The following is a 22,504-nucleotide window of genomic DNA, read 5'->3' on the forward strand; positions in this document are numbered from 1 at the left end:
TGTGCCAACGGCGGCGTTGTAAAAATAAGACAGGTGAACTGCAACTAATATTACAAATTGATGACAAACTGGTTATTCTGTATCACCGCTTCACGGATTGGAATTACCACCTTGGCATTCAGGCTTCACCAGATTCCCGCAATCATTGCCGTACCCGCGACGCTGGGTATGGCGTATGTGCTATTTGCCGACCAAGGTCATGCAGGGCTGTGGGGATTTGCGTATAACCGTTTGTACATTCTCATGGCGTGGAGCGTGCTGTTCAGCGGGACGCTCTGGCTGTCACGCCGCCCATGGTCAGCCGCTGGTGTCGCCTCCGTCGTCATTGGGGGCTTGTGGGTGGGCGCAGCGATTAAATACCAATTCCTTGGCTCGCAACTGGTCGCGCCGGATCTGATCGTTGCCGCCTTAAGTGCCGAAACGCTCTTGGAAATGGGCTTGCTCCCCACCCTGCTCATCCTTGGCTATGTGGTATTGTTAATCGCGAGCTTCGTGCTAGAACAACCCACGTTGCGCTGGGAACGTAAAACCTTTGCTGTCGGCTTTGCCAGCAGTGCCGCGTTGTTAATTGCCCTGAACTTGCCACCGTTTTACATTGACCTGCAATGGACGACGCAATACAAGCAAACATTGCCGATTTTTGTACAAAGCATCTGGCGTACCCAGCTCACCGAACCCACCCAACCGCACGACACCAGCTATTGCTGTTTCAAAGCGGATCAGCAAGCCGAAACCTTCACGACCGCGCCGGAGAAAAAGCCCAATATTATCGTGATTTTGGAAGAATCAACTTTTCGCCCCGAACAAGTGCTCGGTTTCAAGCCACAAGGTGAATTCTTCAAGGATGCCTACCCGCTCAAGGTTTACACCGCTGGCGGCTCGACGTGGGTACAAGAAATCGCGTTCCTACACGGGGTAGCACCGCCGCTGTACGGCAATGGCTGGAAAGCCATTAACCTGTTCGCCCCCGGACGGCTGGATGGACGCATTGCCCACCAACTCGCGCAACAAGGCTACAAAACCAAAACCATCTACCCCATTGCTGGGCGGTTTTACGGCGGCAAACGCTTTCACGAACAATTGGGGATTCAAGACTTCATCGACTGCAAAGCCATGCCGGAATGCGATAAACGCCGCTGGAACAAGCTGCCCGATGAAATCTTTTTCGATGAAGCCGTCAAGCAAGTCAAACTCAATGACAAGCCGTTGTTTACGTTCGTAGCGACCATGCGCCAGCATTCACCGCACGAAAAAGGCAGGAAACCGGATGCCAAACGCTGCGCACCAGCATTTTCCGACAAACAATGCTCGATTATGCTGGATTACAACGAACGTCTGAAATTATCGGTAAAAGCCTACGAAAGCCTGCTCAAGCAACTCAAAAAGCTCCCCGAACGCACCATTGTTGTGACCTTTGGCGATCACATCCCCGGCGATGTGGCGGCACATTTCAAAGAAGCGGATTTTTACAAGCAAGACCGTTTCCGCACCTATTTCAATGTGTGGGATTCGGCGCAAGGCTACGTCACCCACAAGTTGCTGGACGGAATGGAATATGAAACCATCGACGTGGCCATGTTGGATGCGCTCACCCTGCGCTATGCGGGCTTTGAGAGCCGCTACCTGACCGACAAGCTGGTACATTTACAAGCTTGTTCGGGGGCATTCTGTGGCTTTGAAGACGCGCTACCCAAAAATCAGGCAATGCTTAAACGTCTTCAACCTCCAATTCCTTGAGCTTGCGCGTGAGGGTATTGCGCCCCCACCCCAACAAATCCGCTGCTTCAATCTTGCGCCCGCCGGTTTTCTTGAGGGCTGCTTGCAATAAGATGCGCTCGAAAATCGGGTTAAGTTCGGTCAGCAAATTAATGTCGCCTTTATTAAGTTTGTAATCGGCAAATTGCGCGAGGGCTTTTTCCCAATTATCCGGCACTTCGGTTTTGCCGGGGTCAACTTCCAGCAACTCCGCTGGCAAATCATCCATGACGATTTCCCGACCGGATGCCATCACCGTTAACCAACGGCAAGTATTTTCCAATTGGCGCACATTCCCCGGCCACGGCAAGGTTTGCAGATGCTCGGTGACGCGCCCTGAGAGCGCTTTCATTTCGACCTGCAACTCTTCTGCTGCACGGTGCAAGAAGTGATTCAACAGCAAGGGAATGTCTTCACGGCGTTCGCGCAGTGGCGGGTTGTGAATGCGGATCACGTTCAAGCGGTGGAACAAGTCTTCGCGGAATTGCCCCTTATGCACCAATTCCTCCAAATGCTGGTGCGTGGCGGCAATAATGCGCACATCGACTTTCACGGGGGTATGCCCACCGACGCGGTAGAACGTGCCTTCCGCCAACACGCGCAGCAAACGGGTTTGCAATTCGGCGGGCATATCACCGATTTCGTCCAAAAACAGTGCGCCGCCGTCGGCTTGTTCAAAGCGTCCCTTGCGTTGTGCATACGCACCGGTGAATGCACCTTTTTCGTGCCCGAACAATTCAGACTCCAATAACTCGCGTGGAATCGCGGCGGTATTCAGCGCAATAAACGGTTTGGTGGAACGTGGGCTGTGCGTATGCAAGGCTTTGGCGACCAATTCCTTACCCGTGCCGGATTCGCCGGTGATCAACGCGGTAATGCTGGATTTGGACAAGCGCCCAATGGCACGAAACACTTCCTGCATCGCGGGCGCATGACCGATAATGTCGCGTCCACCCAGCAATTCCAGCACGGGGTCAGCCGCTTTTTCACCTTCACGCTCACGGCGCATTTTGCAGGCACGCCGCACCAATTCCAGCGCGTCATTCACATCAAACGGCTTGGGCAAATATTCAAATGCGCCGCCTTGATACGCCGATACTGCGCTTTCGAGATCGGAATGCGCCGTCATAATGATCACCGGAATCATCGGGTGTTCGCGCTGCATCCGCTCCAGCAAAATCAGACCGTCCGTACCCGGCATCCGAATATCGGTGATGAGCGCGTCCGGCTGTTCGCTGCGTAAGGCGGTAATGACCTGATCCGCTGTCTCGAAACTGCGCACATCAATGCCTGCTTTTTGCAAGGTGCGCTCCAATACCCAGCGGATCGAGCGGTCATCATCAGCAACCCAGACATTTTCAATAGGCAGCATGGTCTTCCTCCAGCGGGATCAGAATCGAAAAACAAGTATTGCCGGGAACTGATTCGCAATGAATCAGCCCGTTATGACGGCGCATTAAGGTTTGCGCAATGGCTAAACCCAAACCACTGCCTTCTGGGTGTCCGCTCACCATGGGCAAGAATAATTTATCCAGCAAATGCTCCGGCACACCGGGGCCGTTGTCGCAAATATCAACTTTCATGACGTGGCGGTAGCGAATTTGCTGGATGGTGAATTGCCGCAAAATGCGAGTACGCAATAAAATCAAGCCACTGCCCGCCAAGGCACGGGTAGCATTACTGACGATATTCAGCACTACCTGCACCAATTGATTACGGTCGCCCTGAAATTCCGGCAAACTGGGGTCGTAATCGCGCACAAATTGCACATCAGCCGACACTTCTGCCCCCACCAAATGCCGGACGTGCTCCAACACTTCGTGAATGTTAACGCTTTCGGTATGCGGCAAGCGGCTAGGGCCTAACATGCCGTCAACCAAATGCTTGAGGCGGTCGGCTTCAGAAATAATGATTTGGGTGTATTCTTTGAGTTCGGGGTTATCCAACTCACTTTCTAATAATTGTGCCGCACCGCGCAACCCGCCCAACGGATTTTTGATTTCATGCGCAATGCCGCGTACCAGCTCATGCACCGCTTGCTGTTGGTGAATCACCTGATCTTCGCGCACGATGCGCAGCTTGCGGTCAATGCGGTGGACTTCTAACAATAAGTGATTTTGCCAGTCACGCAAGGTAATCGGGGTAATCACGCAATCAATGGTGATTGATTCATTATTCGCCAATTCAATCGGGCATTCGCGAATGGATTGCGGATCGCTCAAACGCAATGCCAGTTCCAAATGTTCAAGGATTTCTCGGCTGCGCAATAATGACGAAATAGGCATTCCCATCGCCCGGTGCTGACTTTGACCAAACAGCACTTCAGCCGATTGATTCATGTAAACAACCGCAAGCCCTGTGTCTAGCACCACAATGGAGCAAGTCAGGGTATCCAGTAGATCACTTTTTTTCAGGCTAGTATTATTCATCACGAAAACAATGCAAATTCAGTGCCATAAAAATTTACTCATGATTTTCAGTGTTTTATGATTAAGGTATCCTTAAGTATTCGCTGTTCCACCCAGAAAAGCACTAAAAAAGTGCATGTTATTATATGCACCAAATAGGGGGGATTCGTGCGACTAGGCATAAACGCGACACCACACTGTCAGTGCCTTGTCGCGGTAACAATCCAAGATTGTCGACAATTAGTCCGAGTATACCCCGAAAACACGCCTTTTATCCGCTAAAACACCGCACAAGAATCTACAAAATGTTAGGCAATCGTTAAAAATGTTTGTTTTGATGATTGCTTGATGATTTGCATTCACGTTAAACTCATCGCGTTTATACAACAACGGAGGAGTCTTATATATGTTGGATAGATCTGCAAAGGCATATTGGGCAGCGAATGTTCGCTTGCTCTCTATTTGCCTGGTTATTTGGTTCGTCGTCTCGTTTGGTTTTGGTATTTTGTTGCTTGATCAACTGAATACCATCCAACTCGGCGGTTACAAACTTGGCTTCTGGTTCGCTCAGCAAGGTTCAATTTACGTATTCGTGGTTTTGATTTTCTTCTATGCATGGCGCATGGGACAAATCGATCGCAAATTTGACGTTCACGAATAAAGGGAGACACACATGACTGAACTTCAAATCTGGACTTATATATTGGTCGGCGCGAGTTTCGTGCTGTATTTTGGTATTGCATGGTGGGCGCGTGCTGGCTCTACCAGTGATTTCTACGTAGCGGGCGGCGGCATCGGCCCTATCCAAAACGGTATGGCGACAGCAGCGGACTGGATGTCAGCGGCTTCCTTCATCTCGATGGCGGGTATCATTGCTTTCAAAGGCTATGACGCTTCGGCTTACCTGATGGGTTGGACGGGTGGTTACGTACTGATGGCGATGCTGTTAGCACCTTACCTGCGCAAGTTCGGTAAATTTACCGTACCTGAGTTCGTTGGCGACCGTTACTACTCCAAGACGGCGCGTATCGTAGCAGTAGCTTGCTTGATCGTTATCTCTCTGACGTATGTAATCGGTCAGATGAAAGGCGTAGGCGTTACCTTCTCCCGTTTCTTGGGCGTTTCCATGGAAACAGGTCTGGTTGTGGGTATGATTATCGTGTTCTTCTATGCAGCTTTCGGCGGCATGAAAGGCATCACTTACACGCAAATCGCGCAATACGTGGTGTTGATCTTGGCTTACACTAGACATTATTCCAAAATCTCGCACTTGTCCCTAGTCAACAAATCATATGAAAAATCAATGGAAATGCGCTACAACCTATGATCATCATTTTCACCAAGGGAACTAATAGTCATGGCAGAGTACAGCTACCAAGCACTCAAAGGCAAGAGCAAAACCTTCCGCGCCATGACGGGCATTGATTTGGGTGAATTCACCCAACTGTTGCCCCATTTTCAACGGGCATACACGGCGCAGTTGATTGTTGATGGTCATGACAGTGAAACGAAGCGAGGTCGCCCCGGCAATCTGTCAACAATAGAAGATAAGCTATTCTTTATTCTGTATTATTTGAAGACTTACCCGCTGCAAGAAGTGCTGGGTTACTCGTTCAACTTGTCACAAGGATTAGCGAATCGCTGGATACATCGCCTGTGTCCCGTCTTGCAATCGAGCTTAAAAAGCATGGGGCATTCCCCCACTCGACTCCCCGAAGAGGTATTGGAACGGCTTACGCATGAAATGCCGCAAGCGCTTGGCTTGGATGCGACCGAACGCCGTATCCAACGCCCCATTGACTTTGGGGTTCAGGAGGAATACTACAGTGGCAAAAAAAATTCCATTCGGTGAAGAACAACATAATAGCAGGCTTGGACGATCGTGAAATCAAATACTTAGGTGAAACACGACGTGGCAAAGATCATGACAAACGTATTGCGGATGAGGAGGGGGTGAAAGTGCCGGAAGGGTATGAGATTTACCGAGATTTGGGCTATCTTGGGCATAATTCGGGTGACGGGGCAGTTGTCCACCAACCTAAGAAAAAGCCACGGGGTAAACCCTTGAGTGATAAGGATAAAGCGCATAATCGCACTATTTCTAGCATTCGGGTGATCATTGAACATGTGAACAGCGGTATCAAACGGTGTCGGTGCGTCAAAGATATTTTCCGCAACTACGTGGAAGACTTTGATGATTTAGTGATGGAAATCGCTTGTGGTTTGCATAATTTGCGCACTGCCATACGGATCAAAAACTACTGAATTCATTTAACCATCAATAAGTTGAAATTTTGGAATAATGTCTACTGTTCCTGCGGTATTCATTTCCTTCAACCTGACTGGCAACCCTATTCCACAATTGGGCTTAGGCTCGACAATGGCGGATGGCAGCGGTATTTACATGTTGGATAAATTGGATCAAGTCATCACTGACCTGGGCTTCAAGGCATACACCATGCAGAATGACAGCACCATCAACGTCTTCATGTTAACCATGACGCTGATGATCGGTACTGCGGGTCTGCCACACGTTATTATCCGTTTCTTCACGGTAGCCACTGTTAAGGATGCACGTTCTTCTGCGGGTTGGGCATTGATCTTCATCGCGTTGTTGTACACCACGGCTCCGGCAGTCGGCGCAATGGCACGTTTGAACTTGGTGAACACCATCCAAACCGGTGAAATCGGTGCGGCTGATAGCAACTTGGCAATGGATGCACGTCCACAATGGATGGCAAACTGGGAAAAAACCGGTTTGATCGCATTCCAAGACAAGAACGGCGACGGCAAAATCCAGTACTACAACGATGGCGCATTAAGCAAAGCACAAGCTGACTTGGGCGCTGCTGAGAAAGCGTTGAAAGAAGCACAGGACAAAGCTGGTGATACCGCAGCCGCTCAAGCTAAGGTTGACGCTGCTAAGACTGCCGCTGACGCAGCCATGACCAAGTACATGACGGACGAGAAGACCAAAAAGTTTGCTGATCTCGGTTGGAAAGGTAACGAAGTCACTAAGGTCGACAATGACATCATGGTACTGGCTAACCCAGAAATCGCTCAACTGCCTAACTGGGTTATTGCACTGGTAGCCGCCGGTGGTATCGCAGCGGCATTGTCTACAGCAGCAGGCTTGTTGTTGGCTATCGCTTCTTCCGTTTCTCATGACTTGATGAAAGGTATTTTCACACCAAACATCTCTGAAAAGAGCGAATTGATGGCTTCCCGTATCGCGATTACCATCGCTATTATTCTGGCAGGCTATATGGGTATGAACCCACCGGGCTTTGCGGCAGAAGTCGTGGCCTTGGCGTTTGGTTTGGCGGCATCCTCCATCTTCCCTGTGTTGATGATGGGTATCTTCTCTAAGCGCATGAACACTGCGGGTGCTATCTCCGGGATGTTAGCGGGTATCGGCTTGACCCTGTTGTACATCTTCTGGTTCAAAGGCTGGTTCTTCATCAAGGGTACAGAAATGGCACCTAACGTTGCAGCTAACTGGTTCTTGGGTATCTCCCCTGAAGCGTTTGGTACAGTCGGTGCGATTGCGAACTTCGTGGTTGCATTTGTTGTTTCTCGCTTCACACCAGCGCCACCAGAGCATATTCAACACTTGGTTGAAGACGTTCGCGTACCACGTGGTGCGGGTGCTGCTACTCACTAAACCGACTCTCCACTCGGTTTGAGAAAAGGCTCCTTCGGGAGCCTTTTTTTATGGCATAATCGTGCTGTTATGCAGCAAAAAGGTGTGATGAATACATGAAATCGACGTTCCCGTTAGCCTGTTTTACCGGACTTCTTACGTTATTACTGCCCGCGCTCAGTTTCGCCAGTGGCGGCGGCGGTGGTGCTGAAGTGGTTAATCTGACCGCCACCGCATTGGGTTTAACCGCGTTAATCCTGTTTGTGTTTGCGTATGGCTTGGTGATTGCGGAAGAACACTTGCACATGCGCAAATCCAAACCCGTTATTGTTGCGGCGGGCATTATCTGGGTGCTGGTTGCGATTGCGTATACCAGCGCAGGCAGACAAGAACAGATGACTGAAATCCTCAATCACAACCTGCTGGAATACGGGCAGTTGTTCCTGTTCCTGCTCGCCGCGATGACCTTCATCAATACCTTGGAAGAGCGCAATATGTTTGCGGCGTTACGGTCTTGGTTGGTATCCAAAGGCTTTTCACTGTATTGGATTTTCTGGATCACCGGGCTGATGGCATTCTTTATTTCACCCATCGCTGATAATTTAACAACGGCGCTGTTGATGGCAGCCGTGCTGATGGCCGTTGCTGCCGACAAGCCCGCCTTTGTTGCCATGGGCTGTATCAATATCGTGGTGGCTGCCAATGCAGGCGGTGCGTGGAGTCCGTTTGGTGATATTACGACGCTGATGGTGTGGCAAGCGGGTTTAATAAAATTCCAAGAATTTTTTGCTTTATTCGTGCCTTCAGTGCTCAACTGGCTCGTGCCTGCTTTCATCATGTCGTTTTTCATTGAAAAAGGAAAACCGGCGGCGATGAAGGATGTGGTGACCATCAAACGTGGCGGTTTCGTGGTGCTGGGTTTGTTTATTGCCACCATTGCAACCGCCGTCATGTTCCATAATTCACTGCACCTTCCCCCTGTTTTGGGAATGATGACCGGGCTTGGGGTACTGCAAGTATTTGGTTGGTATTTGAAAGTCTCTGACCATGACCCTAGCAATGATCATGATGAAGGTGTTGGACGTTTCGATATTTACAATCAACTGCAACGTTCCGAGTGGGACACGCTGATGTTCTTCTACGGCGTTATTCTGTGCGTCGGTGGCTTGGGGGCATTTGGCTACCTCGCGCTGGTTTCCGAAGTGCTGTATACCGATATGGGCGCGACTTGGGCAAATGTGATGATCGGTTTGCTGTCAGCCGTCGTGGATAATATTCCGGTAATGTTTGCGGTCATTACCATGCACCCCGATATGTCGCACGGGCAATGGTTGTTAGTCACATTGACGGCGGGTGTGGGTGGTTCGTTGCTGTCGATTGGTTCAGCCGCTGGGGTTGCATTGATGGGTCAGGCACGCGGTGTTTACACATTTATGTCTCACCTGAAATGGACGTGGGCAGTGGCATTGGGCTACATCGTCAGTATTTACGCGCACTTGTGGATTAATGCGGCGTTGCTATAAATTTATCAACGTTAATGGGGTGCGGGGCAATATGTCCCCCACCGTTCAGCGAAAATATGTTACTTTTTAACAACATTTGATGCATTTACGACACTAGCCCGCGTGTCATTTGTGTTACCCTTGCGACTCTTAGTCACCAAAAAACTGGTCACACAATGAAAAAAAATCTGCTTATCATCGCTTTATTGGGCTTTGTGCTAAGTGGCTGTAGCCTGTTGCACATTGAAGAACGCCAAACGATTGCTATCTATGACCGCGCCAACCCCGCCGTTGTCTGTATTCATGCCGAAGAACAAGAGCCGGATGCGTTTGGGGAAATTGCCACGGGTACGGGTTTCCTTTGGGACGCGAAAGGACATATTGTCACCACGCAGCACTTGGTTTCTGGCTACAAAACGCTGACCGTCAGCTTTGAAGACCAAGGCACACGCCAAGCCGATGTGGTTAATTCAGACAATGAATACGATTTAGCCGTTTTAAAACTGCGCGATATTACCAACCTACCCGCCCCCGCGCACACCCACAGCAGCAAGGATTTAAAAGTCGGGCAGCACGTTTACAGCATTAGCAATGCGTTCGACTTAGGCCGCAGTTTCACGTCGGGTATTATTTCCGCGTTAGGGCGCAATTTCGGCGATCCGCAAACCGGCGGTATCAGCAACTTGATTCAAACCGATGCGGCGATTAATCCCGGCAGTTCCGGCGCACCCTTGCTGGACAGCAGCGGGCGCGTGATTGGGGTGAATGTTGCGATTTACAGCTTATCCGGTGGGTCAGACGGGATTGGTTTTGCCGTGCCGATGGATGTGGTGCGCCAGATTGTGCCGCGTTTGATCAGCGCACCTAAAGTACTGTGAACGACAATACCCAGCCGCGTTGCACCGCTGTCATCAACAACGCGGGCAATTGCGCCTGAAAACGTTCCGCCAATTCCGGCAGCTTCTGCGCTTGCTGGATGGCACTGAGAAATTCCCACGCCATTTCATCCAACACCACTTGATGCAAACGCCGCCCCGCTCGCCATACCAATACGCGCTGGGTCTGGTGGAGTTCAAGTTGTTCCAACGCTACTTTTTCGGGGGAATCTTCCGGCTGATGCGCGAGCCACACCTCATGAACCGCGTAAGCCGACGTCAATAATTGTGCGGAAGCGGGCAACGCCAACACCAAACACGCTTGTTGCGTCGCATCCAACGTAGCGAGTTGGGAAAAATCCCCCACCGGTTGATTCACCGCATTCCACGCCTGATGCCGCGCCCATTCCAAGCGTGCCACATCCGCGATCCACAACATCTGTTGCAAAGCGGGGTGTGCAGCGAGGAAATCGGCAAACCCTGCCCCGTATTCCGCCAGAAACGGGCGCGTCGGTGGCTGCTGATCAATGTAACGGTCACTCGCCGCTTCAAAAAATTCCGCCCCCAGCAATTGCTGACACACCGGATATAACGATTCGAGGTATTGCCACAAAATGCCGTGGACGCTGTTGCGGTAAATGCCCACCCGTTGCGCCGCATCGAGTTTGCCATGCGATTTGACCAGCAACGCCGCCGCGTCACGCTGATCACGGTTAAAAATAGCGGCAATGAAATGCTGTTGCAGTTCAGGCAAAGACACGCGCTTGTACCTCCGCTGCTTTGGCGGCTTCTGCCAACAAAATGGGCAATTCGGGTACGTTATTGTCCCACTCAATCAAAGTCGGCACTGCACCAAAGCGCTGGATGGCTTGCACATACAATGCCCAAACCGCGTCACTGACCGGATAGCCGTGGGTATCGAGCAAATGCGTCCCCCGGTCTTCGTAGCCCGCAAGGTGAATTTCACGCACTCGCTGCACCGGAATGGCATTTAAATAAGCCAGTGGGTCAAAATCGTGGTTGCAGGCACTGACGTAGATATTGTTCACATCCAGTAAAATGTCGCAATCCGCCGCTTCCGCCACCGCGCACAGAAAATCCCATTCGCTCAGCGCCGACTGTTGGTATTGCAGGTAGCTGGAAACGTTTTCGATCACCAGTCGCCGCCCCAACGAGTCTTGCGCTTGGCGAATGCGTTGGCTGACGTGACGCACCGTTTCTTCGGTATAAGGCAACGGAATCAGGTCGTGCGTAACCAGCCCGTGCACCGATGTCCAGCACAAATGGTCGGAAACCCATGCAGGGTTCACCCGCTCCACCAGTGCTTTGACACGGCTAAAATATTCGGTATCCAGCGGATCGGTCGAGCCTAGCGACATCCCAACCCCGTGGAAAGTGAGCGGATAATGTTCCGCAATTTCAAACAAATAATCCTGCTGCACACTACCGGGCAGCAGGTAGTTGTCGGTCAAAATCTCCAGCCAAGGAATGCGCGGCTTGCTATCCGCAATCGTGTCGATATGCTGGAAACGCAAGCCAATACCGCAACCGTTGACTGGATTTGACATGGTTTAGCCTTTCTTCTCTTCGACGACAACACCGCCCATGATTTTTTCACATGTACCTTTGGGGAGCTTGATCCATTCAGCCGCGTCGCTGTCTACCTTGGCTTGACCTGCGCACGCATGACCGTTTGCGCCGCAATCATTCATGCCAGCTTTGACGATACCTGAGCATTTTTCCATTTCGACCTTGGCATCTTTGGCATCATCAGCGGCATACAATGCGCCAGAGGTTGCAGCCATACCCAGTGCCATCAGTGCTGCTGCCATTACTTGTTTGTTCATGTTCATTGTCTTAACTCCTTAAATATACTAAAAAATAATCTTCTCTCGTTTACCTGTCAGTCTTGTGTCAGGTATAGGGTTATACGGGTCTTGCAGCGGTTTGGATGCAAGCCAGCCGTATTTTTTCGGCATTCATGCCTTTCATCACATCGGGATACACATCAGATCCTCCGCAACAACAACCTTGCCAGAATAGTGCTTGCCGATGATTTTTAGGCTCTCATCCAGTGGCTCGATACTCCGTGCCATCAGGTGCGACAGTACAAGCTTTTTCGCCTTAATCGCAGTAGCGAAATCGGCGATCTGGGAGGGCGTTGCATGGAGTCGTTTGGCGACCGCGTCCGTCGTCTCTTGCGATATGGCAAGGTTGGCCACCAGCAAGTCGGCATCCTGAGCGATCTTTGCCAAGCGCGTATCAAGCGTGGTTTGATCAGCACTGAATACAATCTTGTATGTTCCAATTTCGATGACATAACCGACCGAAGGCACAGGCCCGTGAGGAACGCCTACTGCGCTGACGCGCACATCACCATCAGAAAATACCTGCGTTGCCGTTTCTTTACGGGTATCCACTTCTACAGGCTGGAGTGAAAAAGACCCTGCCTCACCATCAAGGGGTCGCGAAAGATGGAGGAACCCCGAAAGATAACGGTATGCTCCGGTATCTTTACCAAACATCGCGTTCAGAAAATCGTTTATTCCCGGAAAAAAGCGGTTGCCGGAAGGCCCAGAAATCGGCAGATTTCGCGTCCTATCGGTGAAGAAACCGCTTTTCATGAGTGCTGGCAAATCCGCCGAGTGATCGGTATGAAAATGGGTGATTGCGATGAGATCGAGGTCTTCGATCTTTGCTTTGGCTTCCCCAAAGCGCAAAAAAACACCGCCGCCCGCGTCAATCAGCATGATGGATTTACCATCACGCCAGATCAGATTTCCAGAACTCGCCCGCCCATCATCGGCAATCGGTCCACCTGAACCCAATACCTGCACGCCGATGACATCTGGCTGCGCACAGGCGTTGCTGCCCGCATGGACAGCAGCCGAGCTGGCAATCAGGCAGGTGATTGCGGTAATCAAGAATATTTTCATTTGTAGAATTCCTAGATGGGTTCAAGCGTAACCCTGAAGGCTTAGCGTATACGGCGGATATTCACCAGTGCGACGGGGTTGCGCCAGTCATACTTAACAGCACTCAGATCGCCCTGCCCATGAATGCCGTTATGGACATGAATAAAGCCTTCCGCAGCGTCTGTCGCCCGCAGATTGGCAGACCCAGGGCAAGCAGGGCCGGGTACGTGGGTGCATAATTCATTGTTGGCTTCGCTACCCGCGTCATAGGCAATGGCTACGTGGCTGCCTTGAGGTGAAATCGCATTCAGGGATACAAAAGCATCATTAGTATTGACCAGCATGGAAGCAAGGCTTAGACGGCTAAGCTTATTACCACCAGACAGTTCATAAGTGGCCGTTTTGCCGGGGGGAATGGGGGCTGTACCCGTGGTCACTTGGGCATTGCTAAACAGACTGGTGATTTCCTCTTTCAATAAGTCAGTGCCAGCAGTTTCTGCCAATGTTGCCAATCCGGGAGAAGCTGCCTGCCCCAGTGAAAACAGTTTGTGCTGAGGTGAGTGCAATACCAGCAACGGTGGGCTAAATACCTGATCTTGGGTTATATTCGTAATTTCCACCTGATAAGTAATTGGTCTATCCGCCATAGCGTAAGGTGCCAAACTCAATAAGATACCCGCACTTAAGCATGTTGTGACAGTTTTAGACATGAACATACAAATACTCCATAACTTCGATTATAAAAAGGCTTTTCACAGGCTATTAGGAAAAATATTGCCTGTGCCTAATCATTTACGCCTCCGAGCCAGTTATGGATGCAGAAAAGTCTCCTATGAATAAAATTGTTTCATCTAAAAATAATATCAGAGCGAAATCATATCACCAGTGAATATTATTTCTCCTGAAGGCGTCGTTGTCTGACTGGAATTTAAAGGCTCCATGCTAATGGCAAATGTACTGGTATTATCCAGTTGTTTCCATAACGTCTTATTAATAGGCATTCGGTATTTCCCACCACGTACCAATGTGCCTACTCGAATCGGTAGATCATTGTTTTTAGGGATAAGCCAAAAGGTCGGGATCATATTTTCATCTGGTGGCAGCGTTTTACGTGGCATGTCAAATGATATTTCCATCGGTGTCTCTTTAACGACTGCCACGACCATCTTATTGGCATGTTCAGTGGATGTCATCAAGGACATATAAGCAGACGGCTGATGCTCAACATTTAAAAAAAGCACGGTCATCACGACTGCCGTGAGCGAGGAAAACGCGGCAATTGACCAAGGCAGGTAGTTTTTCAAATTCAACGACCACGTTTTTTCATGTTGATTTTTTTGGCTTTTGATCTCTTTGTAGATATTTTTCCAAATACGTGCCGACGGTTGTTGTGGAGGTAACAAGCCTAATAATGGTGCTGACTTTTGTTGATAAGCAGCCGTTACTTCGCGTAAGTACAGGTGTTTTTCCATAAGTTTATCAAAGCGTAAGCGGGCTTTGCCTTTTAAGGTTCCCACGACATAAGACATGGCGAGAGGTTCAAAAATATCGGGGTTTCTATAGCGTTTCATTGGAGGCATCCTCGCAATTGTTCCAAGCCTCGGCGTATCCATGCCTTTACAGTTCCTAAGGGTTTCTTTAGGGTATTCGCAAGTTCTTCATGGGTTTGCCCATGATAAAATGCACGTAAAACACATTCCCGCTGATCGGGTTTAAGGTGTTCCAAACATTTTAATAGATTACGTACATCGTCTCCTTGTTGGTACAAGGTATCGGGTTCAGGTTCTTTAGAAAGAAACTCAAGTGTTTCATACTCCACGTCAGCAAGCTGCGGGCGGCTTTTTGCCTCCCGCAGCTTGTTTAGCGCTTGGTTGCGCACGATGACCGCCATCCATGTCATGGCATCAGCCTTACTCGCGGTAAATTGTGATGCATGTTTCCAGATTTTAATAAAACCTTCTTGTAGCACATCTTCCGCCAAGCTGGTATCACGTAATATATACTTGCAGATAGCCAGTAAATTAGGTGAAGATTTTTTATATAATTGTTGAAATGCCTTGATTTCACCGTGTCCACTGCGGACAAGCAATTCATTCAATAACGTCATCGTTTTCCTTAAATCTCGTGCTAAATGGAAAATTATTTACCGCTTAGGCGTTTTCCAAAGGAGACGGCGTAACCGGGTGAGCGGAACAGGAGCACAGGGTCATCGCTTGGCTTAATACCATCAGCCATGATCAGTGGATCAAAGTTGATTTTTTCGCATTCAGCCCCTTTTTGTGGCAGTGCTGAAGTAATGCTTAAGGTGCCGACTTTTATTTCTTTGCGTTCCTTTGGCCATAACAAGGTGGGGTTGTTATCGGGATCGCCGGGTTCGCCAAGGGTTAGCATCATGTCCCAACGAATCGGACTTTCTTTGGCACGATCAATCAATTTCTGTTCAAGGAAATTGGCAGGTGAAGACTTGAGTTCGCTGTCGGTTAGGGATTTTTCGCCATCTTGTGGGACAAAACGCCAGCGTACCGGGGTGGTTTTCTCATCCTTATTGATAAATTTGAAGGTGTGAATGCCAAAATAGCTACTGTTTGCCCAACTAATCGGTGGGTTGTTTTTTTCCAGAAATTCAGCTTGTGGAAGGCTGTCAGGGTGGCTTGCCTTGAAAGCTTTAATTTTTTCGGGATCCGGCTTGCCTGTAGCGGGGTCAGGCGTTTTAGCAACGATGTCATCAAGGAAGGTTTGTGGGGTAGCCGCTCCAAATACGGGCGTGTTGAGCATGGTTATGTGATGAAGATTGTTGTCGGGTAGCTTGAATTCCAAGGCCATGCCCCGTGGATTTTTGGCGGTGTCCGGTATGTTAGGATTACCCGTAGGGATGGAGAAGCGGGCAATCACCGGGATGGTTTTGCCTGAAAAGAGTACTGAGCGCGTGTAAGCGGCGGCTTCCGGCAAACCGGTAAAGTCACCGGTTGCACACGTTCCTTTGGTATGGTTGCGGCGTTCACCGACATGAACACCATACGTTTTTTCCAAGGCGGATACGACTTCATCGGCAGTGACTACTTTTTCCTCTGCCCAAAGCGGTGTTGTGAAAACTAGCGCTCCGCTGAGTAAGCAGAGTGAAAGTCTTTGCGTTTTGGTGTGCATGATATGTCTGGTTCCTGTTGTGTGAATTCAGGACATATACACACCAATTCGCTTGTTGGATGCAAAAAATCAGTAGTACAAGGCAAAATCTAACCATAGGCGTTCATTTCGATCATCTCGCATCCACAACACAACAATCAGCGTACAAGTTTAAGACTACTGCATGTACCCACAACAAGGATATTCCCCGTGAAACCCACTTTGCTGATTTTCCCCCTGATGCTGTTCTCACTGGTAGCATTCGCCGACGCTGATGCTGTAAAAACGGTTGCGGCAACCGATATTGTCACTAAAACCAGCCCGTATTCCGTCGCCGAGACCATGAACAAGTTCGAGTCCATCGTCAAGACGAAAGGGTTGGAGGTATTTGCCCGCATCGACCACCAGCAAAATGCCAAAGCAGCCGGAATGGAAATGAACGCTGCGCAAGTGCTGATTTTCGGCAACCCCAAAACGGGTACTCCCCTGATGCAACAGGATGCAGCAGTGGCACTGGATCTGCCCATGCGGGTAGCCGTGTATGCAGACAAGGCTGGGGATGTACATATTGCCTACCACGCACCTGATAGTCTGGCGGTCAATTTTGAGTTGAAAGACAGTGCGGTGCTGCCTCAGTTGGCGGATGCCCTCAACAAGCTGACTGCCGCAGCCATAACGACAACCCCCTGACACATTGACGGGGAAATAGTTATTTGACCATGATCCGGCGTAGCTGACCCAACTGGGCATAAGCCTTTAACTTTTTCCCTAAAAATAGATGTCCGTCTGCATCCAAATATCAGGCAAGCGCGTATATCCCCCCGAACCAAAACAAAAGGAGTGTTCACGATGAAATCCAATAAACTTTCCCTTGCCCTGTCTTTGGGTACAGTGCTGATTGCTGGTACTACGCTTGCCGGTTGCGGCAGCAATCCGTTTTCTGCTGAAAAAGGTGCTGATACCACGATGACCCACACCAAACCGGCGGATGGCAGTTGTGGTGCGAAAAAAGATGGCAGTTGTGGAGCCAAGCAAGACGGCTCTTGTGGTGCGAAAAAAGACGGTAGCTGCGGTGCCAAACAAGACGGCTCTTGTGGTGCGAAAAAGTAATCACTAAATTTACTGTGTTAAAACCAGAAGGGCAGCCATTTTGACTGCCCTTCTTCGCGTTATGTCACCGCCAATTTAGCGACTCAAACGACGGGTCAACAGAAAATCCAACGACCACTTGCCGGGGCCAAACACGAATACCGTCCAAATCATTGCGCCCCAGAAAACGTGTTGCCAAAAACCACCCGCCCCTTCAATCGTAAACAAATACGGGTAGGCAATGACCGCCACCATATTGAACACGAACAGTGCCAACGCCGCTGGGCGAGTCAATAACCCAATTGCCAACAATACCGGCAAGACCAATTCAGCGGCTGTCCCCAGATACGCGGCTAATTCGGGCGATAGCAGCGGCACGGCATACTCGTCTTCAAACAGATAAAGAGTACTTGACCAACTCTGGATTTTGGTCAAACCGGATGCGAAAAACACCCAAGCAACATACAGGCGAAAACCCAGCAAGGTCAGCGGTTTCACAAACCCGTCTAAAGGCCAGCATTCCCCCATCAGAAAACCGGATAATGTAATAGCTTGTTTCATCGAGAACTCCTTCGTCCTATTGTGTTAATGATGTCGATATACGCCCCCGTTCGGATAGCAGATGCAGCAAGCCTGAAATCTGTCTACAATCGGCTTTTCCTGTGTGGCGTGCATCCAACAGCAGCCAGCCAACGTATAAGAATGCATAAGGAACATCATGGAACCACTGAACGAACTGCTGCAACGCAGCGGGCAGGGCGATGCAGCCGCCTTCAGGCAACTGTATGACGCGACCTCTCCCCGCTTGTTTGCGCTGTGCAAACGGCTGTTGCGTGACGCGGCACTCGCGGAAGACGTGTTGCAGGAAGGTTTTATCAAAGTGTGGCATCACGCCGCGCAATTCAGCGCCAGCAAAGCCAGTGCCATGACGTGGATGACCACGATTATACGCAACCAAGCACTCGATAAACTGCGCCAAGCCCAAAGCCGCCCGACGGTGGTTGATGATGTGGAATACGAATCCCTAGAATTTGCCTCGCTGGAACCAGAGCCTGATGCGTTGCAACAAATGGGCGAAGATGCCCAGCGGCTGCTGTACTGCTTAGACCAGCTAAAACCGGAACAGCGCGAATGCATTCTGCAAGCCTTTTACCACGGGCAAACCCATGATGAGCTGGCGCAATCGTTGGCAAAACCCTTAGGCACGGTGAAAGCGTGGATACGGCGCGGATTGGAACAATTACGGGGGTGCTTACAATGAAGCGTTACCAAAACCCAGACATTTTTGAACACCTCGCGATGTCCTACGCGCTTGGCACCTTGCAGGGCAAAGCACGCCTGCGCTTTGAAAAATTGATGCGCAAACACCTCTATCTGCGGGCAGTCACCAACGCTTACCAGCAACAATTTGCGCCATTGGCAACCCTGATCCCCAGTGAAGCGCCACCGGCACGGGTGTGGAATGCGATCAGCCAAGAATTGCAGTTAGGCAAACAACCCGCCCTCGCATCCGCTCATTGGTTAACCAAACTGAAAGACTACCTGCCTTGGTCAATGACAGCGCTTGCCTCGATTGCGGCGGCTGCCATGACCGTGTTATTACTGAACATGAATGTAGAACCTGCGGCTTACATGGCAATGCTCAAGCCACCTCTACAGCAAGATAAAATGCTGGTAGTAACCGTTTATCATGACACGATGGAAATTGCTTTCAACATGCCCAGCGGCACATTACCTGTGAAAGATGACATGATGCCCACCGTATGGTGCATCCCCAAAGACCGCAATAAACCGCTGATGCGCATGGGTACGCTAACTGCGCAAGGTGAAAACCGGATGTCGATTGACAAGGCAACTTGGAAGGAAATGGCGAATGTCAGCCAATTTGCGATCAGCCTCGAACCGATGGATAAGCCACCCAGCGACAAACCGCAAGGTGAAGTGGTCTTGAGTGGCGAGCTGGCAGCGCTGTAACGGCTATGGCGCTAGGTTTCAAGCCATAGCCCATACAGCCAATCCCTGTTTTTCCCGCGTTAAATTTAACACCCGTGTCTGTCCTATTTGATGGGTTTGCTCCCCGTTATATAGCACGACCCCGTTAGGCAAACAATCCGGGGAAACCGCCCGGAATGCGTCGATTCCTTTGAGAAACGCCGGGGAAAATGTGGCGGAGGATTTGATTTCCACCGGCAACAAGCCCTGACGCTGCCGAATCAGCAAATCCACTTCATTGCCCTGCGAATCCCGGTAAAAGTACAAATCCGGGCGCAATCCACGGTTCAAATGTGCCTTAAGAATTTCCAGAATCATCAGGTTTTCATACAAATTGCCACGTAACGGATCACGCGCCACCTGTTCCGCTGACTGAATACCCAGCAAAAATGCCGCCAGCCCGGTATCGGTAAAATATAACTTGGGCGACTTAATCACGCGCTTGCGGATATTGGCGAAAAACGGCGGCAATTCAAACAAAATATACGACGCCTTTAACACGCTTACCCAGTGTTGAATAGTGGTCGATGACACCCCTACATCATTGCCGAGTGATGAATAATTCACTACCTGCCCTACCCGCCCTGCCAACAAGACTAAAAACTGCTGAAAGCGGCTCAAATCTTTGATGTTTAAAATGGCTCGAACATCACGTTCCACATAAGTCTGTAAATAGCCATTAAAGAAACGGTTGGGCTGCAATTGCTGGCTGTGCAAGCGCGGAAATGCGCCTTGGTAAATCAGCTCAAAAACATCCACTTCCGGCTGCACTTGGCGAATTTCTTCCAGCGTCAGCGGCAACAAAGTGAGCAAAGCCGTGCGCCCCGCTAGGGACTGACTAACCGCTGTATGCAAATCCGGTTGGTGACTGCCAGTCAGGATAAACATACCCGGCTGCTGCGCTTTATCCACAATGCCTTGCAAATAAGACAGTAAAATCGGCAAGCGTTGAATTTCATCCAGAATCGCGCCATTAGGCATTTGCGATAAAAAGCCACGCGGATCGGTTTCGGCGGCAAGACGGGTATCAGGGTCTTCCAGCAAAAAGTAAGGCTTGTCAGGAAAGCATTGCTGGGCCAATACCGTCTTCCCAGACTGACGCGGCCCAAAGAGGGTAACAACGGGGTATTCCCGGCTGCTTTCCAGTAATTCTGGCGCAATATCACGCTTGATCATGGGTATGTTTTAATACACTAAACGCTATAAAGACAATAGCTTAACGCCCACATTTGCAAATCTCAAGTTTAACTTGAAATCTGCAAAATGCATCACAACAGCACTTGCCGGGTTTCCCGCAAAAACTGCCATACCTGCTGCTCAACTTTGGGGGCAAGCAACACCTCTGGCTTTCTACCCCTAGGGCAAGCCAAGCGCGGCGTTGTCCCAAATACGCGGCAAATCAGCGGACGCTCCGCATACACCGTACAACCCTGTTCCCCCAAATAGGGGCAACACCAATCAGCCAATGCCTCAGCATGTTCCGCTTCACTTTTGACGGGTAGCTCTGCGATTTCCTCACTGGAGGCCGTGACTGGCCCGCAACAGTCATGGCAACCCGGCTCGCAGGCAAACGTAGGAATATTGCGGCGTAAAAAACGTATGATCTGATAATTTTGGGTCATGTTAGCCTGATGGGATTGTGCCTTAATGGGTTGCCAGCGGGTCGGTGGCATCGGCTTTGTCGTGCGTCCCGAAACGGTCAATCAAGGTAGCACTGGCTTCATTCAAACCGACCACTTCCACTTCCGTGCCTTCACGACGGAACTTCACCACCACTTTGTCGAGCGCACCGACGGCGGTTAAATCCCAAAAATGCGCCCGACTGACATCAATTTGCACCTTATCCAGCACATCTTTGAAATCGAACGACGCAATAAACGCATCGGCTGAAGCAAAAAACACCTGCCCCACCACCTCGTAAACCCGCATCCGCCCTTCGTCTTCCGAACGCGATTTCACAAACATAAACCGCGCAATCTTGTTGGCGAAGAAAAAGCCCGACAGCAACACCCCAACCAACACGCCTTGCGCCAGATCATGCGTCGCCACCACCACGGCGACCGTGGCAATCATAGTGGCATTGAAACTTTTCGGGTGTTCACGCAATTTCCGCACCGAATCCCAGTTGAACGTGCCAATCGACACCATGATCATCACCGCCACCAATGCCGCCATCGGGATTTGCGCCACCCAATCACCAATGAACACAATCATCAGCAGCAAAAATGCACCCGCCACAAACGTAGATAACCGCCCACGCCCGCCGGATTTTACATTGATCACCGACTGCCCAATCATCGCACAACCCGCCATGCCACCAAGGAAACCCGTGGCAATATTCGCCACGCCCTGCCCCACACACTCGCGTTGTTTATTGCTGGTGGAATCGGTTAAATCATCCACAATCGTCGCCGTCATCAACGACTCCAGCAAACCCACCACCGCCAGCGTGACCGACACGGGGAAAATAATCGTCAGCGTTTCCCAATTCAGCGGAATATCCGGCAACAAAAACACCGGCAAGCTATCCGGCAATGCGCCCATATCGCCGACCGTGCGAATCTCCAGCCCAAACACCATCGCCACCGCGCTCAACACAATGATTGCCACCAACGGCGATGGCACAGCTTTGGTCACATACGGGAACAGGTAAATAATCCCCAAACCGGCGGCAACCATTGCATACACCAACCAACCATGCCCAATCAACTCCGGCAATTGCGCCATAAAAATCAGAATCGCCAGCGCATTCACAAACCCGACAATCACCGCCCGTGACACAAAGCGCATCAGCAAATCCAGCCGCAGCATCCCCGCCACAATCTGCAACACCCCCGTGAGCAAAGTCGCCGCAAACAAATACTGCAAACCGTGATCTTTCACCAGCATCACCATGACCAAGGCCATTGCGCCCGTCGCAGCGGAAATCATCCCCGCACGACCGCCCGCAAATGCAATCACCACTGCCATACTGAACGAGGCATACAGCCCCACTTTCGGATCAACGCCCGCAATAATTGAAAAAGCGATGGCTTCAGGAATAAGTGCCAACGCGACGACGAGTCCGGCAAGCAGGTCATTTTTGACATTGCCGAACCAATCCTGTGGGAGAGATTTCATGGTGCTAGATTCCATTATTGAAGAGTGAGTGCGCGAAGCAAACAGCAGAAGCGCTGCATTCTAGGGAAATCAGCTCGCAAAA

26 protein-coding genes are annotated in these 22,504 nt (G+C 50.4%); 12 read left to right on the top strand and 14 right to left on the bottom strand.

Going from position 1 to position 22,504, the window contains the following annotated elements; all coding sequences use genetic code 11:
- Nucleotides 1–60: 60 nt before the first annotated feature.
- Entirely contained in the window at nucleotides 61–1,737 is a 1,677-nt protein-coding gene (locus HMY34_RS05560; RefSeq protein WP_202718298.1) for an LTA synthase family protein, read from the top strand.
- Here the strand turns inward: HMY34_RS05560 and ntrC are convergent.
- Entirely contained in the window at nucleotides 1,709–3,127 is a 1,419-nt protein-coding gene (gene ntrC / locus HMY34_RS05565; protein WP_202718299.1) for a nitrogen regulation protein NR(I), read from the bottom strand. The two genes, HMY34_RS05560 and ntrC, sit on opposite strands and share 29 nt — an antisense overlap.
- Nucleotides 3,114–4,184: a nitrogen regulation protein NR(II) gene (gene glnL, locus HMY34_RS05570; protein WP_202718300.1), complete on the bottom strand. Its 1,071-nt coding sequence runs from the start codon at nucleotides 4,182–4,184 to the stop codon at nucleotides 3,114–3,116. Before glnL ends, ntrC begins: the two co-directional genes overlap by 14 nt.
- A gap of 385 nt (nucleotides 4,185–4,569) precedes the next feature.
- Between glnL and HMY34_RS05575 the strand changes: the two genes are divergently transcribed.
- The 7 genes from HMY34_RS05575 (at nucleotide 4,570) to HMY34_RS05605 (ending at nucleotide 10,186) form a co-directional block, all read left to right on the top strand.
- Nucleotides 4,570–4,824: a DUF4212 domain-containing protein gene (locus HMY34_RS05575; RefSeq protein WP_202718301.1), complete on the top strand. Its 255-nt coding sequence runs from the start codon at nucleotides 4,570–4,572 to the stop codon at nucleotides 4,822–4,824.
- Between the two features lie 12 nt (nucleotides 4,825–4,836).
- Nucleotides 4,837–5,490 (top strand): VC_2705 family sodium/solute symporter, encoded by a 654-nt coding sequence (locus tag HMY34_RS05580; RefSeq protein WP_228287988.1) that lies wholly within the window; start codon nucleotides 4,837–4,839, stop codon nucleotides 5,488–5,490.
- A gap of 30 nt (nucleotides 5,491–5,520) precedes the next feature.
- Nucleotides 5,521–6,015, top strand: a complete 495-nt coding sequence (locus tag HMY34_RS05585; RefSeq protein WP_202718302.1) for a helix-turn-helix domain-containing protein — start codon at nucleotides 5,521–5,523, stop codon at nucleotides 6,013–6,015.
- Nucleotides 6,012–6,428 carry a transposase family protein gene (locus HMY34_RS05590; RefSeq protein ID WP_202718303.1) on the top strand — a complete coding sequence of 139 codons (417 nt, stop codon included), beginning with the start codon at nucleotides 6,012–6,014 and terminating at the stop codon, nucleotides 6,426–6,428. Before HMY34_RS05585 ends, HMY34_RS05590 begins: the two co-directional genes overlap by 4 nt.
- 37 nt (nucleotides 6,429–6,465) lie before the next feature.
- Nucleotides 6,466–7,827 carry a VC_2705 family sodium/solute symporter gene (locus HMY34_RS05595; protein ID WP_202718304.1) on the top strand — a complete coding sequence of 454 codons (1,362 nt, stop codon included), beginning with the start codon at nucleotides 6,466–6,468 and terminating at the stop codon, nucleotides 7,825–7,827.
- Between the two features lie 95 nt (nucleotides 7,828–7,922).
- Nucleotides 7,923–9,329 (top strand): sodium:proton antiporter NhaD, encoded by a 1,407-nt coding sequence (nhaD, locus tag HMY34_RS05600; protein ID WP_202718305.1) that lies wholly within the window; start codon nucleotides 7,923–7,925, stop codon nucleotides 9,327–9,329.
- 155 nt (nucleotides 9,330–9,484) lie between these two features.
- Entirely contained in the window at nucleotides 9,485–10,186 is a 702-nt protein-coding gene (locus tag HMY34_RS05605; protein ID WP_202718306.1) for a S1C family serine protease, read from the top strand.
- On the opposite strand, the gene HMY34_RS05610 is transcribed toward HMY34_RS05605, so the two are convergent.
- The 8 genes from HMY34_RS05610 to HMY34_RS05645 form a co-directional block, all read right to left on the bottom strand.
- On the bottom strand, nucleotides 10,173–10,943 hold the full coding sequence (locus tag HMY34_RS05610; RefSeq protein WP_202718307.1) for an HvfC/BufC N-terminal domain-containing protein: 771 nt from the start codon (nucleotides 10,941–10,943) through the stop codon (nucleotides 10,173–10,175). The genes HMY34_RS05605 and HMY34_RS05610 overlap by 14 nt on opposite strands.
- Entirely contained in the window at nucleotides 10,930–11,751 is an 822-nt protein-coding gene (gene bufB / locus HMY34_RS05615) for an MNIO family bufferin maturase (protein ID WP_202718308.1), read from the bottom strand. The genes HMY34_RS05610 and bufB overlap by 14 nt, the downstream gene beginning before the upstream one ends.
- Nucleotides 11,752–11,754: 3 nt before the next feature.
- Nucleotides 11,755–12,036, bottom strand: coding sequence for a BufA1 family periplasmic bufferin-type metallophore (locus tag HMY34_RS05620; RefSeq protein ID WP_202718309.1), 282 nt, complete (start codon nucleotides 12,034–12,036; stop codon nucleotides 11,755–11,757).
- Nucleotides 12,037–12,174: 138 nt separating this feature from the next.
- Nucleotides 12,175–13,119: an MBL fold metallo-hydrolase gene (locus HMY34_RS05625; protein ID WP_202718310.1), complete on the bottom strand. Its 945-nt coding sequence runs from the start codon at nucleotides 13,117–13,119 to the stop codon at nucleotides 12,175–12,177.
- Between the two features lie 41 nt (nucleotides 13,120–13,160).
- Nucleotides 13,161–13,814 (bottom strand): spondin domain-containing protein, encoded by a 654-nt coding sequence (locus HMY34_RS05630; protein ID WP_202718311.1) that lies wholly within the window; start codon nucleotides 13,812–13,814, stop codon nucleotides 13,161–13,163.
- A gap of 147 nt (nucleotides 13,815–13,961) precedes the next feature.
- Nucleotides 13,962–14,669 (bottom strand): anti-sigma factor, encoded by a 708-nt coding sequence (locus HMY34_RS05635; protein WP_202718312.1) that lies wholly within the window; start codon nucleotides 14,667–14,669, stop codon nucleotides 13,962–13,964.
- Entirely contained in the window at nucleotides 14,666–15,205 is a 540-nt protein-coding gene (locus HMY34_RS05640; RefSeq protein ID WP_202718313.1) for a sigma-70 family RNA polymerase sigma factor, read from the bottom strand. Before HMY34_RS05640 ends, HMY34_RS05635 begins: the two co-directional genes overlap by 4 nt.
- Before the next feature lie 32 nt (nucleotides 15,206–15,237).
- On the bottom strand, nucleotides 15,238–16,242 hold the full coding sequence (locus HMY34_RS05645) for a catalase family peroxidase (protein ID WP_202718314.1): 1,005 nt from the start codon (nucleotides 16,240–16,242) through the stop codon (nucleotides 15,238–15,240).
- Nucleotides 16,243–16,431: 189 nt separating this feature from the next.
- Here HMY34_RS05645 and HMY34_RS05650 point away from each other — a divergent pair, with 189 nt between their 5' ends.
- Both HMY34_RS05650 and HMY34_RS05655 read left to right on the top strand, forming a co-directional pair.
- The gene (locus tag HMY34_RS05650; protein ID WP_202718315.1) at nucleotides 16,432–16,911 is read left to right on the top strand and encodes a DUF302 domain-containing protein; all 480 of its coding nucleotides are present in this window, start codon (nucleotides 16,432–16,434) and stop codon (nucleotides 16,909–16,911) included.
- Nucleotides 16,912–17,070: 159 nt separating this feature from the next.
- Entirely contained in the window at nucleotides 17,071–17,331 is a 261-nt protein-coding gene (locus HMY34_RS05655; protein WP_202718316.1) for a hypothetical protein, read from the top strand.
- Nucleotides 17,332–17,406: 75 nt separating this feature from the next.
- Here the strand turns inward: HMY34_RS05655 and HMY34_RS05660 are convergent, their stop codons facing one another.
- Nucleotides 17,407–17,871 (bottom strand): DoxX family protein, encoded by a 465-nt coding sequence (locus tag HMY34_RS05660; RefSeq protein WP_202718317.1) that lies wholly within the window; start codon nucleotides 17,869–17,871, stop codon nucleotides 17,407–17,409.
- 157 nt (nucleotides 17,872–18,028) lie between these two features.
- Between HMY34_RS05660 and HMY34_RS05665 the strand changes: the two genes are divergently transcribed.
- Together HMY34_RS05665 and HMY34_RS05670 are read left to right on the top strand one after the other, a co-directional pair.
- Nucleotides 18,029–18,571 carry an RNA polymerase sigma factor gene (locus HMY34_RS05665; protein WP_202718318.1) on the top strand — a complete coding sequence of 181 codons (543 nt, stop codon included), beginning with the start codon at nucleotides 18,029–18,031 and terminating at the stop codon, nucleotides 18,569–18,571.
- Entirely contained in the window at nucleotides 18,568–19,284 is a 717-nt protein-coding gene (locus tag HMY34_RS05670; RefSeq protein WP_202718319.1) for an anti-sigma factor, read from the top strand. Before HMY34_RS05665 ends, HMY34_RS05670 begins: the two co-directional genes overlap by 4 nt.
- A gap of 18 nt (nucleotides 19,285–19,302) precedes the next feature.
- Here HMY34_RS05670 and HMY34_RS05675 read toward each other — a convergent pair whose 3' ends face one another.
- The 3 genes from HMY34_RS05675 to HMY34_RS05685 form a co-directional block, all read right to left on the bottom strand.
- The gene (locus HMY34_RS05675; RefSeq protein ID WP_202718320.1) at nucleotides 19,303–20,478 is read right to left on the bottom strand and encodes an ATP-binding protein; all 1,176 of its coding nucleotides are present in this window, start codon (nucleotides 20,476–20,478) and stop codon (nucleotides 19,303–19,305) included.
- 92 nt (nucleotides 20,479–20,570) lie between these two features.
- On the bottom strand, nucleotides 20,571–20,924 hold the full coding sequence (locus HMY34_RS05680; RefSeq protein ID WP_202718321.1) for a YkgJ family cysteine cluster protein: 354 nt from the start codon (nucleotides 20,922–20,924) through the stop codon (nucleotides 20,571–20,573).
- A 22-nt stretch (nucleotides 20,925–20,946) separates the two neighbouring features.
- Nucleotides 20,947–22,422 (bottom strand): SulP family inorganic anion transporter, encoded by a 1,476-nt coding sequence (locus HMY34_RS05685; protein ID WP_202718322.1) that lies wholly within the window; start codon nucleotides 22,420–22,422, stop codon nucleotides 20,947–20,949.
- Nucleotides 22,423–22,504 lie beyond the last annotated feature (82 nt).

It is taken from the genome of Thiothrix subterranea (assembly GCF_016772315.1).
Taxonomy (GTDB): domain Bacteria; phylum Pseudomonadota; class Gammaproteobacteria; order Thiotrichales; family Thiotrichaceae; genus Thiothrix; species Thiothrix subterranea.

Excerpts from the sequence above, each read along its gene's own strand:
- HMY34_RS05605 (WP_202718306.1), top strand. The coding sequence starts at position 9,485 with ATGAAAAAAAATCTGCTTATCATCGCTTTATTGGGCTTTGTGCTAAGT.
- HMY34_RS05645 (WP_202718314.1), bottom strand. The coding sequence starts at position 16,242 with ATGCACACCAAAACGCAAAGACTTTCACTCTGCTTACTCAGCGGAGCG.
- glnL (WP_202718300.1), bottom strand. The coding sequence starts at position 4,184 with ATGAATAATACTAGCCTGAAAAAAAGTGATCTACTGGATACCCTGACT.
- HMY34_RS05630 (WP_202718311.1), bottom strand. The coding sequence starts at position 13,814 with ATGTTCATGTCTAAAACTGTCACAACATGCTTAAGTGCGGGTATCTTA.
- HMY34_RS05665 (WP_202718318.1), top strand. The coding sequence starts at position 18,029 with ATGGAACCACTGAACGAACTGCTGCAACGCAGCGGGCAGGGCGATGCA.
- HMY34_RS05675 (WP_202718320.1), bottom strand. The coding sequence starts at position 20,478 with ATGATCAAGCGTGATATTGCGCCAGAATTACTGGAAAGCAGCCGGGAA.
- HMY34_RS05620 (WP_202718309.1), bottom strand. The coding sequence starts at position 12,036 with ATGAACATGAACAAACAAGTAATGGCAGCAGCACTGATGGCACTGGGT.
- HMY34_RS05660 (WP_202718317.1), bottom strand. The coding sequence starts at position 17,871 with ATGAAACAAGCTATTACATTATCCGGTTTTCTGATGGGGGAATGCTGG.
- bufB (WP_202718308.1), bottom strand. The coding sequence starts at position 11,751 with ATGTCAAATCCAGTCAACGGTTGCGGTATTGGCTTGCGTTTCCAGCAT.
- HMY34_RS05575 (WP_202718301.1), top strand. The coding sequence starts at position 4,570 with ATGTTGGATAGATCTGCAAAGGCATATTGGGCAGCGAATGTTCGCTTG.
- HMY34_RS05580 (WP_228287988.1), top strand. The coding sequence starts at position 4,837 with ATGACTGAACTTCAAATCTGGACTTATATATTGGTCGGCGCGAGTTTC.
- nhaD (WP_202718305.1), top strand. The coding sequence starts at position 7,923 with ATGAAATCGACGTTCCCGTTAGCCTGTTTTACCGGACTTCTTACGTTA.
- HMY34_RS05655 (WP_202718316.1), top strand. The coding sequence starts at position 17,071 with ATGAAATCCAATAAACTTTCCCTTGCCCTGTCTTTGGGTACAGTGCTG.
- HMY34_RS05640 (WP_202718313.1), bottom strand. The coding sequence starts at position 15,205 with ATGACGTTATTGAATGAATTGCTTGTCCGCAGTGGACACGGTGAAATC.
- HMY34_RS05585 (WP_202718302.1), top strand. The coding sequence starts at position 5,521 with ATGGCAGAGTACAGCTACCAAGCACTCAAAGGCAAGAGCAAAACCTTC.
- HMY34_RS05685 (WP_202718322.1), bottom strand. The coding sequence starts at position 22,422 with ATGAAATCTCTCCCACAGGATTGGTTCGGCAATGTCAAAAATGACCTG.
- HMY34_RS05680 (WP_202718321.1), bottom strand. The coding sequence starts at position 20,924 with ATGACCCAAAATTATCAGATCATACGTTTTTTACGCCGCAATATTCCT.
- ntrC (WP_202718299.1), bottom strand. The coding sequence starts at position 3,127 with ATGCTGCCTATTGAAAATGTCTGGGTTGCTGATGATGACCGCTCGATC.
- HMY34_RS05595 (WP_202718304.1), top strand. The coding sequence starts at position 6,466 with ATGTCTACTGTTCCTGCGGTATTCATTTCCTTCAACCTGACTGGCAAC.
- HMY34_RS05670 (WP_202718319.1), top strand. The coding sequence starts at position 18,568 with ATGAAGCGTTACCAAAACCCAGACATTTTTGAACACCTCGCGATGTCC.
- HMY34_RS05560 (WP_202718298.1), top strand. The coding sequence starts at position 61 with ATGACAAACTGGTTATTCTGTATCACCGCTTCACGGATTGGAATTACC.
- HMY34_RS05635 (WP_202718312.1), bottom strand. The coding sequence starts at position 14,669 with ATGAAACGCTATAGAAACCCCGATATTTTTGAACCTCTCGCCATGTCT.
- HMY34_RS05625 (WP_202718310.1), bottom strand. The coding sequence starts at position 13,119 with ATGAAAATATTCTTGATTACCGCAATCACCTGCCTGATTGCCAGCTCG.